This window comes from Stenotrophomonas rhizophila (assembly GCF_007667275.1).
Taxonomy (GTDB): Bacteria; Pseudomonadota; Gammaproteobacteria; order Xanthomonadales; family Xanthomonadaceae; genus Stenotrophomonas; species Stenotrophomonas maltophilia_AE.
Map to the genome: position 1 here is coordinate 353,913 of NZ_VDQT01000003.1, position 13,448 is coordinate 367,360.

Consider the following 13,448-nt stretch of genomic DNA (forward strand, 5'->3'; position numbering starts at 1 on the left):
AGCGTACGATGTCGCCCTTCCGCGTCGCCGCCTAGTCTGTTCCTGCAGTCCCCACCCACTCCAGGAGCAGCACCGATGAGCACCCTCACCACCGCCGACGGCGTCGAGATTTTCTACAAGGACTGGGGCCCCAAGGAGGCCCAGCCGATCGTGTTCCACCACGGCTGGCCGCTTTCCAGCGACGACTGGGACGCGCAGCTGCTGTTCTTCCTGGCCAAGGGCTACCGCGTGGTGGCGCACGACCGCCGCGGCCATGGCCGTTCGGCGCAGGTAGGGGAAGGCCACGACATGGACCACTACGTGACCGACGCGGCGGCCGTGGCCGACCACCTGAAGCTGGAGAACGCCGTGCACATCGGCCACTCCACCGGCGGCGGGGAAGTGGCGCGTTACGTGGCAAAGGCCGCGCCCGGCCGCGTGGCCAAGGCGGTGCTGATCAGTGCCGTGCCGCCGATCATGCTGCAGACTCCTGCCAACCCGGGCGGCCTGCCGTTGTCGGTGTTCGACGGCTTCCGCGCACAACTGGCGCAGAACCGCGCGCAGTTCTACCTGGACCTGGCGAGCGGCCCGTTCTATGGCTTCAACCGCAGCGGCGCGGCGGTGTCCGAAGGCACCATCCGCAACTGGTGGCGGCAGGGGATGGACGGCAGCGCGCAGGCGCACTACGAGGGCATCAAGGCCTTCTCGGAGACCGACTTCACCGACGACCTGAAGGCGATCAGCGTGCCAACCCTCGTGCTGCACGGCGATGACGACCAGATCGTGCCGATCGCCGATGCCAGCCTGTTGACCATCAAGCTGCTCAGGCAGGGCACGCTGAAGGTGTTCCCGGGCTACCCGCACGGGATGTGCACCACGCATGCCGATGCGATCAACGCGGAACTGCTGGCGTTCATCCAGGCCTGACCGGCCCGCTGACCCGTGCATCACGCGCACGGCGCTACGGTGTGGCCATGCCCAGACAGGGCTGGCCACGACGAGCACGCAGCATGAACAACGACAAGCAGCCCGGCAAACAGCAGGGCGTCAACGAAGCCCAGCAGGACCGCAGGCAGGACGAGGTCGCCAAGACCCGCCCCGGCCAGACCGATGAGAAGGTCCGGCAGGATGAAAGCCGCCGGCCCCCGATCAAGGACAGCAATCCCGGCTGACCTTGATCGGTCATCGCAGGGACGCGCCATGCGTGTCCCCGCGAGGCAGGACGCAGGCCAACCTTCGCCCGACACCCGCATCCGCAGCCCGTGGCACAATCGGCGTTGACGCCTTGGAGCCCGGACGCTGATGAGCAAGTGGTTGCGATGTCTGCTGTTTGTCGCCTTTTCAGGCATCGGCCAAACCGTCTCCGCGGAAGGCCCCGCCGCTGCTTCGACACCCCCCACAAGCCGCGCTGAAAGCACCCGCATCATCGGCGAGCTGCGCAGGGTGGTGGCCGACGGCGGTATCGAGCGGCTGGAAGCCGTCCGCATCGGCGGCATCGACCAATGGGTGTCCATCCGCGGCAATGATCGGCGCAACCCCGTGCTGTTGATGCTGCACGGCGGCCCGGGCTGGGTGGCGATGCCCACCAGCTGGTACTTCCAGCGCGGCTGGGAAGAGTATTTCACCGTAGTCCAGTGGGACCAGCGTGGTGCCGGCAAGACCTATGCGTCGAACGATCCGGCGCGGGTGGCCCCGACCATGACCCGCGAACGGATGATCGCCGACAGCGAGGAGCTGGTCGCCTGGTTGCGCAAGGAATTCGGAAAGGATCGGATTTTCGTCCTCGGCCAGTCCTGGGGCAGCTACCTGGGCCTGGAGCTGGCCCAGCGCCGCCCGGAATGGCTGCATGCATACATCGGCATGGGCCAGGTAACGAACGCGCCGGAAAGCGAGCGTCGCGGCTGGGCGTGGACGCTGCAGCGGGCAAAGGCGGCGGGCAATGCCGAGGCGGTGGCAGAGCTGGAGGCGCTGGCGCCGTATGCCGAGGGGAACACCCCGCTGCCTCTGGAAAACCTGTTCAAGCAGCGCAAGTGGCTGAACCAGTATGGCGGCATGGTCCACAACCGCACTGGCGGCAATGCCGAAGCGGCGGCGATCCGGCTCTCGCCCGAATACACCGACCAGGACGTGGCCGCGATATGGAAGGGCAACGACTTTTCCATGCAGCACCTGCTGGCCGAGGTGCTCACCCTCGACATGAGCCAGGTGCGCGGGCTGAAGACCCCGTTGTTCCTGTTCCTGGGCCGGCATGATTACAACGTCTCGTCCGAGCTGGCCGCCGAGTGGTTCAACACCGTACGCGCACCTGGCAAGCAGCTGGTCTGGTTCGAGCAGTCGGCCCACGAGGTCATGATCGAAGAGCCGGGCAAGACACTGCTCACCCTGGTGAACCAGGTACGACCCATTGCCGAGCGGGCAGGCGACACGCCTTGAAGGCATGACGACACGCAAAAGAAAAAGCCACCCGGGAGGGTGGCTTTTTCTTGCTGCCGTCTGCGCGACGGTGGCAGGAATGTGGTGGAGCCAAGGAGGATCGAACTCCTGACCTCGTCATTGCGAACGACGCGCTCTCCCAGCTGAGCTATGGCCCCAGGTGTACTGCTACGCGGCGTGGGTGCCGCGAACATGCAGTGTAGCGCCGCGTTCACGCGCTGCCAAGAGTGGCCGCTGCGGATGGATCACACGCTGGCGCGGGCCATGCAATGGCGGCAGGACCACGCCCATCTTGAGGATTTTTCGTCCATTCCTGAACGGATGTCCGGGTTCGTGAAGAGGCATCCAGACGGAAATGTTTACAGATCAATCACTTGGGCAAAACGAAAGGCAAAAGGATTCTGTCTTTTTTTACGTAAAGAGGACCACTTCGGTGCCGATAAGAAGTGTGACGTATCTCTCAATCCAAACCCTCCCCTCCGAGTACCAACGATGACGACCCGTGCCGCCACCGTTTTCTCTACTTCCATCGGCGCGCGTCTTGCGCTGCTGATGGGCCTGATCACCACCCTCGCGTTCGTCGTACTGGCGGTGCTGATCTACCGCCAGGCTGCCACCAGCTACCAGCAGCGCGTTGAAGCCGGGCTGCAGAACTCCACCGAGCTGATGCGCGATTCGGTGGAGCTGTACGACCGCAGCCTGAGCGACAGTACCGAGCGCATGGCCGGGATGTTCCGCGCGATGCTGCCGGCCGGCGAGGTCAGCGTGGACCCGGCCGCGCAGGTCGCCGTGGGCGAGCGCCAGACCCCGACTCTGCGGCTGGGCAAGGAGGTGCTCAACCTGCAGGAAGCGGCGGTGGATCGTTTCGCCGAAGCCACCGGCGGTGGCGTGGCCACCGTGTTCGTGCGCGATGGCGACGACTTCGTGCGCGTGTCCACCTCGGTACGTAATGCCGAAGGCGCGCGTGCCATGGGCACGGTGCTCGACCACGCCAGCCCGGCCTATCCGAAGATCATGGCCGGTGAAGGCTTCACCGGTCCGGTGAAGCTGTTCGGGGTGGACTACATGACCCATTACATGCCGATCAAGGACGCTGCGGGCGAGGTGGCCGGCATCGCCTTCGTCGGCCAGAACTACACCGAGGGCCTGGCCGCACTGAAAGCGCGCCTGCGCGAATCCACCCTGGGCAAGGAAGGGCGCTTCCTGGCGGTCAATACGCGCGCCGGCGATGCGTTCGGCACCGTGATGGCCGCGACCGACGGCGAGGGCGAGCTGCTGTCCGCACGCGTCGACCCGGCCGACCAGGCAACGCTGGAGGCGCTGCTGAGCGGCAAGGCCAGCACGGCCACGCTGCACCTGCGTGGCGCCGACGGCACCCCGGCGCAGCCGTATTTCGTCAGCGCACAGGCCTACGGGCCGTGGCAGTGGACCGTGCTCGGCCTGGAGCCCACCTCGGTGCTGCAGGCGGTACTGCACAAGTTGATGCTGCAGATCGCAGTGGTGTCCGGCCTGGGCCTGCTGGCGGTGATCGTGGCGCTGATCGTGGTGGTGCGCCGCCTGCTCAGCGTGCCGCTGGCCGAGGCCGGGCAGGTCGCGCGCGATGTCGCCGCCGGTCGCCTGGACAAGCCGATCAGCGTGCGCAGCGTCGATGAAGTAGGCCGCCTGATGGGCGCCCTGCAGCAGATGCAGGCCAAGCTGCGCGAGATCATCGCGGCGCAGAACGAAATGAGCCAGCGACATGCCGAAGGCACGATCAGCCACCGGATCGACGCCAGTCGCTTCGAGGGCGAGTTCGGCACCATGGTGACCGGCACCAATGAGCTGGTCGCCGCGCACATCGGGGTCAAGATGCGCATGGTGGACCTGGTCCAACGCTACGCCGATGGCGACCTGTCGCAGCCGATGGAACAGCTGCCGGGCGAAAAGGCACGCATCACCGAAGCGGTCAACGGCGTGCGCGACCGCCTGCAGGCGATCAACGGCGAGATCAAGCACCTGGTGGCCGCAGCTGCCGCCGGCGACTTCAGCGTGCGCGGCAACGCCGAGGCCTACCAGCACGACTTCCGCGTCATGGTCGACGGCCTCAACACACTGATGGTCACCGCCGACCGCAATCTCGGCGCCTTGTCGGGCCTGCTGCGCGACCTGGCCCAGGGCGACCTGCGTGGCCGCATCGACGGGCAGTTCCAGGGTGTTTTCGCAACCATGCGTGACGACGCCAACGCCACCGTGGCGCAGCTGACCGCCATTGTCGGTGGCATCCAGCAGGCGGCCGTATCGGTGGCCACGGCGTCGGCGGAAATCGCCGCCGGCAACGACGACCTGTCGCGGCGCACCGAGCAGCAGGCCGCCAGCCTGGAAGAATCGGCGGCATCGCTGGAAGAGCTCACCGCCGCAGTGAAGCAGAACGCGGACCATGCCCGCCGTGCCGACCGCCTGGCCGCAGAAGCGTCCGACGTGGCGGTGCAGGGCGGCAACGCCGTGGCCCAGGTGGTGGACACCATGAGCGGCATCGAAGCCTCGTCGCGGCGTATCGCCGACATCACCACGGTGATCGACGGCATCGCCTTCCAGACCAACATCCTGGCCCTCAACGCCGCGGTGGAAGCAGCGCGTGCTGGCGAAGAAGGCCGTGGCTTCGCAGTGGTGGCCTCGGAAGTGCGCGCGCTGGCGCAGCGTTCGGCGAGTGCGGCCAAGGAAATCAAGACGCTGATCGAGGCGTCGGTGGCGCAGGTGGCCGACGGCAGCGAACTGGCCCAGCAGGCAGGGCAGACCCTGCAGCGGGTGGTGGCATCGGTGGGTGAGCTGGGCGGGCTGATCGAAGAGATCGCCAGTGCCAGCCAGGAACAGGCGGCAGGGATCGAGCAGGTCAACCAGGGCATCGTGCAGATGGACGGTGTGACCCAGCAGAACGCTGCCCTCGTCGAGGAGGCTTCGGCCGCTGCGCGTGCATTGAACGCGCAGTCGGCCGAGCTGCAGCAATCGGTCGGGCAGTTCCGCCTGGCCGACGCGCAGCCCGCGCGCATGGAGCGCGTCGCGGCCTGATCGGTGCGGTGGCGTCTGCGATGGGGAGTCGCAGACGCCACCGCCGGATCTATGCCGGGTTGAAACCACGCTGAAACATCGGCGCAATACCTTGCCGCATCGCAAACGGATTGCCCGAGCCCTGAATGTCTTCCCATCGCACTACGTCCCCTTCCACTTCCCGCCAGCCCCGCCCGCACGTGCTGGCGCTGGCCTGTACCACGCTGCTTGGACTGACCGGCAGCGTGCTGGCCCAGGATGCCAGCCCGACCGCGCTTGATGCGATCACCGTTACCGCCGACCATCGCGAACGCAACCTGCAGGACGTGCCGGTCTCGGTCGGCGTGGTCCAGGGCGATCGCCTGCGCGACTACACCGCCGGCGGCGACGACACCCTGCTGGCCCTGAGTGGCCGGGTGCCGAGCTTCTACGCCGAAACCACCACCGGCCGCATCTTCCCGCGCTTCTACATCCGTGGCCTGGGCAACATCGACTTCTACCTGGGTGCCTCGCAGCCGGTGTCGATCATCCAGGACGACGTGGTGCTCGAGCACGTGGTGCTCAAGTCCAACCCGGTGTATGACGTGGACCAGGTCGAAGTGCTGCGCGGTCCGCAGGGCACGCTGTTCGGCCGCAACACCACCGCCGGCATCGTCAAGTTCGACAGCATCAAGCCCAGTCAGGACTACAGCGGCCGCGTGCAGGCCAGCTATGGCAGTTACGGCAGCGTGGCGGTGGACGGCGGCTTCGGCGGGCCGATCAACGACATCGCCGCGTTCCGCGTGTCGGCGCTGTACCAGCACCGCGACGATTACGTCGACAACACCTACGCCGGCCCCAGCGCCGATGGCACGGTGGCGCCGAAGAAGAACGCGATGGGTGGATTCGACGACCGCAACGTGCGCGCCCAGCTGCTGCTGCAGCCCAGCGATGCCTTCTCGCTGCTGGCGTCGGCGCATGCCCGCGATTACGACGGCACTTCCACGCTGTTCCTGCGCAACGCGATCACCAGGGGTTCCAACACCACCGACGTGCCGCGCGACCAGGTGGCGTATGACGAAGCCGGCAACAACCCGCAGGCCTACAGGACCTACGGCGGCTCGGTGAAAGCGGTGTACGACTTCGGCAACATCGCGCTGACCTCGATCACCGCCTACGAAACCACCTCCGGCTACAGCCGTGGCGACACCGATGGGGGGGCGGCGGTGAACTTCCCGGTCAACGGCGCCCCCAACGGCTATGGCCAGTCGATGGGCCAGATCCGCGACCTGGACCAGTGGACCCAGGAAGTGCGCCTGGCCAACGCCGATGACAACCGCTTGAAATGGCAGGTGGGCGCCTTCTACTTCGATGGCCGCGACGTCACCGATTTCTACCAGCGCGCTTGGTTCCTGCAGGGCGCCGCGCGCAACCCGAACAACTGGGTGCGCCTGCGCAATACCAATACCTCGTTTGCCGGCTTCGGCCAGGTCAGCTACGACGTGACCGACAGGTTCACCCTTGCCGCCGGCCTGCGCCAGACCCGCGACGAGAAGCGCACGCGCCTGCTGAAGACCGCCGACACCGCCGCCGGCGTGGTTACCTACCGCGGCCGCACCGATGTGGAAATGGCCGATACCACCCCGAGCTGGGACCTGAGCGCGATGTACGCGTTCAACCCGCAGGTAAGCATCTACGCCAAGGTGGCGCGTGGTTTCCGCGGCCCGACCATCCAGGGACGCTCTGCGGTGTTCAATGCCGACTTCACCACCGCCGAGTCGGAAACCATCCTGTCCTGGGAAGCCGGCGTGAAGAGCAGCCTGTGGGACAACCGGCTGCGCTTGAATGCGACTGCCTTCACCTACACGGTCAACGACATCCAGCTCAACGGCAATGATTCCAACGGCAACGGCGTGCTGTTCAACGCCGACAAGGCCAAGGCCTACGGCCTGGAAGCGGACATGGAGCTGCGCCCGGTGCCGAACCTGAGCCTGAGCGCCGGCGTGAGCCTGCTGCACAGTGAAATCCAGGACGACCGCGTGTATGCGCAGGTCTGCGCGCTGAACGGCGTGGTGGTGTGCACGGTCAACGACCCGACGATCAAGGTCGGCGCCAACACGTTTGCCCGGATCAACGGCAACCCGCTGCCGAATGCGCCGAAATACAACCTGAATTTCGCTGCGCGCTACGACGTCCCGGTGAACGACAGCGACGTGCTGTTCGTTTCGACGGACTGGAACAGGCAGGGCTACACCAGCTTCGTGCTGTACGACTCGGCCGAGTTCAATTCCAAGGGCAGCTTCGAAGGCGGCCTGAAGCTGGGTTACTCCGGCAACTATGGTGCGTGGGAAGCGGCGCTGTTCGCGCGCAACATCACCAACGAGAAGAACCTGAAGGGCGTGATCGAGAACTACATGGCCGCGGTGTACAACGAACCGCGCACCGTCGGTGTTTCGTTGAACCTCAACTGGTAACCGGTTGAAAAAAAGGCCCCGCGCAAGCGGGGCCTTTTCGTAGGGGGTCCTGCGCAGCCACGCAGGGCGTGGCTCTACGTGTGATTGCGTAGAGCCGCGCCCTGCGTGGCTGCGCGATCTCAACCCGCAGCAGGCAACAATGGCGCCAGCAGCGGTTCCAGCTCTGCCTGACGCCAGCCGGCCAGGGCGTGCGGCCACTGGCGGCTTTCCATGTAGCTTTCCAGGTGCTTGCGCGAAGCCAGCACGCCGTCGGGCAGGCCCAGCTCTGCGGTGCGCTTGGCCACCGCGTCCTGCAGGCGCTTGAAGGTCTGCTTGTTGGTGTCGGTGGCGGCCAATGCCAGCGGCGCCTCCGCTTCATCGTGCAGCGGCGTTTCCAGCGCCTCCCAGACCTGCGCGGCCAGCTTGCGCGGGGCTTTCGGGAAACCCTCCATCAGCTTGGCCAGCGCGGCGGCATCGGCCGGTGGCGTACGCGCCAGCACCGCGGCCAGTTCGTTGTCCAGGATCCAGCTGCGCGGCTTGTCGCTGGCGCGCGCCTGCACATCACGCCAGCGCAGCAGGCGCAGCAGCCGGTGCTGGGCGTCGGCATCCATGAACTGTGCCGAGCGCATGGCCAGGTGCGGCCAGCGTTCCTCGTCGTGTTCGACACTGGCCAGCAGGCGCTCGGCATCGTCCTGCAGCCATTGGCGGCGGCCCAGCCCGCCCAGCGTCGCGTCGACCGCATCGTGGATGGCGAACAGGTATTCCACGTCGTCGGCGGCGTATTCCAGCTGCGCGTCCGAGAGCGGGCGGCGCATCCAGTCCGAGCGGGTCTCGCCCTTGGCCAGGGTCACCCCGGTGATCGCGGTGACCAGCTTCTGGTAGCCCATGCCGCCACCGATACCGGCCAGCGACGCCGCGATCTGGGTGTCGAACAGGGGGCGGGGCAGCACGCCGCAGGCCACCTTGAAGGTGACCAGGTCTTCGCTGGCGCTGTGCATGATCTTCAGGATCGAGGTATCGGCCAGCCACGTCGCCAACGCCTCGTTCATGCCGGGAATGAGCGGGTCGATCAGCAGGATTTCATCGCCGACCGCCATCTGCACCAGCGCCAGCTGCGGCCAGTAGGTGCGCTCGCGGATGAATTCGGTGTCCAGCCCGATGCGGGTGGGGCGCTGGCGGTAGCGCTCGTCCAGTTCCGCCGGGGTTTTGATCCAATATGCCACGTGGGATTCCGTCTACTGCAGGTTTGCTCAGGTGAGGGAGAATAGCCTAACGTCGAACCCGCCCCCGTCGAAGGAACCCGAATTGCGCACACCAGGCCCCGCTCCGTTGTTGCTGGCCGCGCTGCTGCTGGCCACGACCGCGTGCTCGCCCGAGGAGCCTGCGCCGAAGGCGGCGGGCGCAGCGGCGGCCGCGACGGCAGCGCGGGCGGCGCCGGCGCGTACGGCCAGCCCGGCGCCGGCGCAGGTCACCATCGGTGGGGAGGATGCGGCCGAAACCGAGCAGCGCTGGCAGCCGCCGGCGGTGGTCATTGCCGACGACGGCGTGGCCCAGGCGCGCAAAGATGCGGCCAAGGCACTGGCCGAGGGCCGGTTGTATGCCACCGCGGCCGACGCTATTCCGATCTGGCTGGCGCTGCTGCAGCGCGATCCTGGCGACCGCCAGGCCAAGGCCGGGCTGGCGCGTGCCCGCCAGCGCCTGCTCGACGACGCCGCCGTGCTGCTGGAGCGGCCGCTGCAGCAGCGTGAAGCCCTGGCCCAGGCCAGCGAGATGGCGCTGGTGCTGCTGACCCTGGCCCCCGACGACCCCAAGGTGCGGCAGCTGCAGTCGCGGGTGGAAGTGGCCCAGCGCGTGGTTGCCTACAACCGGGCCGGTGAGGACGACCTGCGCGCCGACCGGATCGGCGAAGACGGCGATGGCGCCATCCCCAACTTCCGCGAGGCGCTGGCCCTGCAACCGGACGACGCGCGTGCGCGGCAGGGCCTGGCCGCGGCCGAGAGCGCGCTGATCCGGCGCGCCGAGAGCGCTGCCCGCGCCGCCGATTTCACCGCTGCCGGGACCTGGCTGGCCGAAGCGGCCAAGGTGCGCGATTCCGCGCCGACCATCGTCGACGCGTTCGAGCGGATCGAGGCCATCCGCGCGCAGACCCTGGTGCGGCTGCGCGATGAGGGCCTGCGCGACCTGGCCACGCCGCAGGGACTCAAGCCGGCGCGGCAGAAACTGGAAGATGCGCTGCGCATCGCGATGCCGGGCGACCCGGTGGTCGGCCAGCTGCGCGAGCGCATCGAACTGGCCACCCACTACGGCAGCTTCCGCCCGCGCCAGGTGTTCAGCGACGCGCTGCGCGACGGCGGCCGCGGTCCGCAGATGATCGTGGTGCCGCATGGCGGCTTCCAGATGGGGGCCAGCGACAGCGAACCTGGCGCCAGCGATGCGGAAAAGCCGGCGCACTACGTGCGCTTCGAGCGCGGCTTCGCCATGGCCATCACCGAAATCACCGTGGCCGACTATCGCCGCTACGTGCAGGCCAGCAACGCGCGCCCGCGCGCCACCCGGCGCGGCCATTCGATCATCTACGACGAACGCAGCGGCAACTTCACCCGCAGCAGTGGCGTGGACTGGCGTTCTGGCTATGACGGCACGCCCGCGATCGCCAATTCGCCGGTGATGCACGTGAGCGTGCGCGATGCCGAGCATTACGCGATGTGGCTGTCCGAGCAGACCGGGCGCTCCTATCGGCTGCCCAGCGAGGCCGAGTTCGAGTACGCCATGCGCGCCGCCACCAGCGGCCGCTACCCCTGGGGCAATGCCGGCACGCCGCCGCCACTGTCGGGCAACTTCACCGGCGGCGAAGACGTGTCGCCGTCCGGTCGGCGCTGGTTCAACGCCTTCGTCGGCTACGGCGATGGCTGGTGGGGGCCGGCGCCGGTGGGCAGCTTCCAGCCCAACGCCTGGGGCCTGCACGACATGGCCGGCAACCTCAGCGAGTGGGTCGCCGACTGCTGGCACGCCAGCTACCGGCGCGCCCCGGCCGACGGCGTGGCCTGGTTCAACCCCGGCTGCCGGCAGCGGGTGATCCGCGGGGGCAACTGGGCCAATGCGCCGGAGCAGACCCGCGCGGCCTGGCGGCAATCACAGGATTCGGACACGACCAGCGCCAGGATCGGGTTCCGCCTGGTCCGCGGTATCTGACCCCCCGGAGTTGGCGGTAGGATTTCCCACACCCCTCAGGAACCACCAGCATGCGCAGCGATCCATTTGGCGGCCAGCAGCAGCAACGGGCGCGGCGCCCGGGTTTGTTCGGGAACATCCGCTGGTGGGTGCTGCTGGCGTTCGCCGGCTACGCCGCGTTCTACTGGTTCTCCAACCGCAGCGTCGACCCCTACACCGGCGAGAGCGTGCTGATCGACAGCTCGCTGGATGCCGACCAGGAAATGGCGATGGGCTTGCAGGCGTATCAGGAGATCCTGCAGCAGGAACGGCCGCTGGACCCGAACGCGCAGGTCTCGCGCGACGTGCGCGCCATTGCCGAGCGCCTCATCCGCAAGGTGGACGTGGTGGAAACCTCGCTGGCGCAGGAGCACGGGCTGACCCCGGCGCACTTTTCGCGCGATTTCCAGTGGGAAGTCAACGTGATCCAGTCCGACCAGGCCAACGCGTTCTGCCTGCCCGGCGGCAAGATGGCGGTGTACACCGGGCTCATCCCGGTTGCGCAGACCCAGGACGCCATGGCCGTGGTGATGGGGCATGAAATCGCGCACGCGCTGCTGCGCCATGGTGCGCAGCGCATGGCCCAGCAGAAGCTCACCCAGATCGGCCAGATGGCCGGCGCCGCCAGCGGCATGGACCCGCAGCAGCAGCAGATGGTGATGTCGGCGATGGGCTATGGCTACCTGCTGCCGTACGCTCGCAGCCATGAAACCCAGGCCGACGAGGTCGGGCTGATGCTGGCCGCCGCGGCCTGTTTCGACCCGCGCGAAGCGGTCCCGCTGTGGGAGCGCATGGGCCAGGCCAGCGGCGGGCAGGCACCGCCGGAGTTTTCCTCGACGCATCCCAACCCGGGCACGCGCATCCAGAACCTGCAGGCGCTGATGCCCAAGGCGATGGAGTACCGGCAGCGGTTCTGCGAGACGGCGGGCGGCTGACGAAAACAGCGCGTAGCGCCACGCCCTGCGTGGCTGGCGCATTACGTGGCACCGCACGGTGCAGCCACGCAGGGCGTGGCGCTACGGTTTGCTTACCACCACGTCGATGACGCCGTCCTGCACGCGTGCTTTCAGGGCATCGCCCGGCGCCACGTCCAGCGGTGAGCGCACCAGGCGGCCGTCGTCTTCGCGGGTCAGGATGGTGTAGCCACGCGCCACGGTGGCCAGCGGGCTGACCGCTTCCATCGAGCGCGCCAACGCGCGCAGGCGCAGGGTGTCGCGCTGCAGCTGCCGCGCCATTGCCGCGTCCACGCGCGGCAAGGCGCGCTGCAGGCGCTGCGCCAGCGCATCCAGCTGGCGCTGCGGGTGGCCGTTGCGCAGCACCACGCCGGCATGCCGCAGGCGCGCCAGGCGCCGTTCGTGCTGCTGCTGCCAGGTTCCGGCCAGGCGCCGCGCCAGCTCCTGCTGGCGGCGCTGCAGCAGCTGCAGGCGGTTCTGCGGGCTCTGTGCGTTGAGCCGCAGCAGGGCGCGGTCGGCGCGCTGCATGGCCTGGCCCAGTCCATGCCGCTGCAGCTGGACCAGCCGTGCCGCCAACCGGCGCAGGCGCAGCTGCAGGTCGCGCTGGTCGGGGACCAGCAGCTCGGCGGCCACCGACGGCGTCGGCGCGCGCAGGTCGGCGGCGAAGTCGGCCAGGCTGAAGTCGGTTTCGTGGCCGACGGCCGACACCACCGGGGTCCGGCTGGCGGCGATCGCGCGCGCCAGCTGTTCGTCGTTGAAGGCCCACAGGTCTTCCATCGAGCCGCCGCCGCGGGTCAGCAGGATCACGTCGTAGCGGCCGCTGGCATCGGCGCCGCGCAGCAGGGAGGTGATCTGCGCGGCGGCGCTGTCGCCCTGCACCAGGCTCGGCAGCAGGTCCACCTCCAGCAGCGGGAAGCGCCGCTGCAGCACGCTCAGCACGTCGCGCACAGCGGCGCCGGTGGGCGAGGTGATCACCGCCAGCCGGCGCACGTGGGCGGGCAGGGCGCGCTTGCGTCCGGCAGCGAACAGGCCTTCGGCTTCAAGCCGCGCCTTCAGCTGTTCGTAGGCCCGGCGCAGCGCTCCTTCGCCGGCCTCCTCCATGTGCTCGAGCACCATCTGGTATTCGCCACGCGCGTCGTACAGCGTCAGCCGTCCCCGCACCAGCACGCGCATGCCCTCGCGCGGCACGAACTTCAACCACTGGCTCTTGGGCTTGAACAGCGCAGCGCGGATCTGTGCGCGTGCATCCTTCAGGGTGAAGTACATGTGGCCGGAGGCCGGGCGGGTCACGTTGCCGAGCTCGGCTTCCACCCACACCGACGGGAACGTGCCTTCCAGCAGGTCGCGGGCCAGCACGTTGAGCTGGCTGGGCGTGAGGATCTGCGCGCTACGGTCCATGGCGGGTCAAACGGTACGA

9 protein-coding genes and 1 tRNA gene are annotated in these 13,448 nt (G+C 68.1%); 7 read left to right on the plus strand and 3 right to left on the minus strand.

Annotation, left to right across the window (positions count from 1 at the left end; all coding sequences use genetic code 11):
• Positions 1-75 precede the first annotated feature (75 nt).
• The 3 genes from FSZ13_RS12210 to FSZ13_RS12215 all read left to right on the plus strand — a co-directional run bounded on the left by FSZ13_RS12210 (position 76) and on the right by FSZ13_RS12215 (position 2,412).
• A complete protein-coding gene (locus FSZ13_RS12210) occupies positions 76-906 on the plus strand; it encodes an alpha/beta fold hydrolase (protein WP_145480025.1) in 831 nt (276 codons plus the stop codon).
• Positions 907-989: 83 nt separating this feature from the next.
• A complete protein-coding gene (locus tag FSZ13_RS18415) occupies positions 990-1,151 on the plus strand; it encodes a hypothetical protein (protein ID WP_186308923.1) in 162 nt (53 codons plus the stop codon).
• 130 nt (positions 1,152-1,281) lie between these two features.
• Positions 1,282-2,412, plus strand: a complete 1,131-nt coding sequence (locus FSZ13_RS12215; protein WP_145480027.1) for an alpha/beta fold hydrolase — start codon at positions 1,282-1,284, stop codon at positions 2,410-2,412.
• A gap of 82 nt (positions 2,413-2,494) precedes the next feature.
• On the opposite strand, the gene FSZ13_RS12220 is transcribed toward FSZ13_RS12215, so the two are convergent.
• Positions 2,495-2,570 (minus strand) — tRNA-Ala (locus tag FSZ13_RS12220).
• A gap of 334 nt (positions 2,571-2,904) precedes the next feature.
• Between FSZ13_RS12220 and FSZ13_RS12225 the strand changes: the two genes are divergently transcribed.
• Entirely contained in the window at positions 2,905-5,457 is a 2,553-nt protein-coding gene (locus FSZ13_RS12225; RefSeq protein WP_186308924.1) for a Cache 3/Cache 2 fusion domain-containing protein, read from the plus strand.
• A gap of 125 nt (positions 5,458-5,582) precedes the next feature.
• Positions 5,583-7,889 (plus strand): TonB-dependent receptor, encoded by a 2,307-nt coding sequence (locus FSZ13_RS12230; RefSeq protein ID WP_145480031.1) that lies wholly within the window; start codon positions 5,583-5,585, stop codon positions 7,887-7,889.
• Positions 7,890-8,008: 119 nt separating this feature from the next.
• Here FSZ13_RS12230 and rnd read toward each other — a convergent pair whose 3' ends face one another.
• A complete protein-coding gene (rnd, locus tag FSZ13_RS12235) occupies positions 8,009-9,091 on the minus strand; it encodes a ribonuclease D (RefSeq protein ID WP_145480033.1) in 1,083 nt (360 codons plus the stop codon).
• 82 nt (positions 9,092-9,173) lie between these two features.
• Here rnd and FSZ13_RS12240 point away from each other — a divergent pair, with 82 nt between their 5' ends.
• Both FSZ13_RS12240 and FSZ13_RS12245 read left to right on the plus strand, forming a co-directional pair.
• Positions 9,174-11,060: a formylglycine-generating enzyme family protein gene (locus FSZ13_RS12240; RefSeq protein WP_260844169.1), complete on the plus strand. Its 1,887-nt coding sequence runs from the start codon at positions 9,174-9,176 to the stop codon at positions 11,058-11,060.
• Positions 11,061-11,110: 50 nt separating this feature from the next.
• Positions 11,111-12,013, plus strand: a complete 903-nt coding sequence (locus tag FSZ13_RS12245; protein WP_145480035.1) for a M48 family metallopeptidase — start codon at positions 11,111-11,113, stop codon at positions 12,011-12,013.
• A gap of 81 nt (positions 12,014-12,094) precedes the next feature.
• On the opposite strand, the gene xseA is transcribed toward FSZ13_RS12245, so the two are convergent.
• Positions 12,095-13,429 (minus strand): exodeoxyribonuclease VII large subunit, encoded by a 1,335-nt coding sequence (gene xseA, locus FSZ13_RS12250; protein ID WP_145480037.1) that lies wholly within the window; start codon positions 13,427-13,429, stop codon positions 12,095-12,097.
• Positions 13,430-13,448 lie beyond the last annotated feature (19 nt).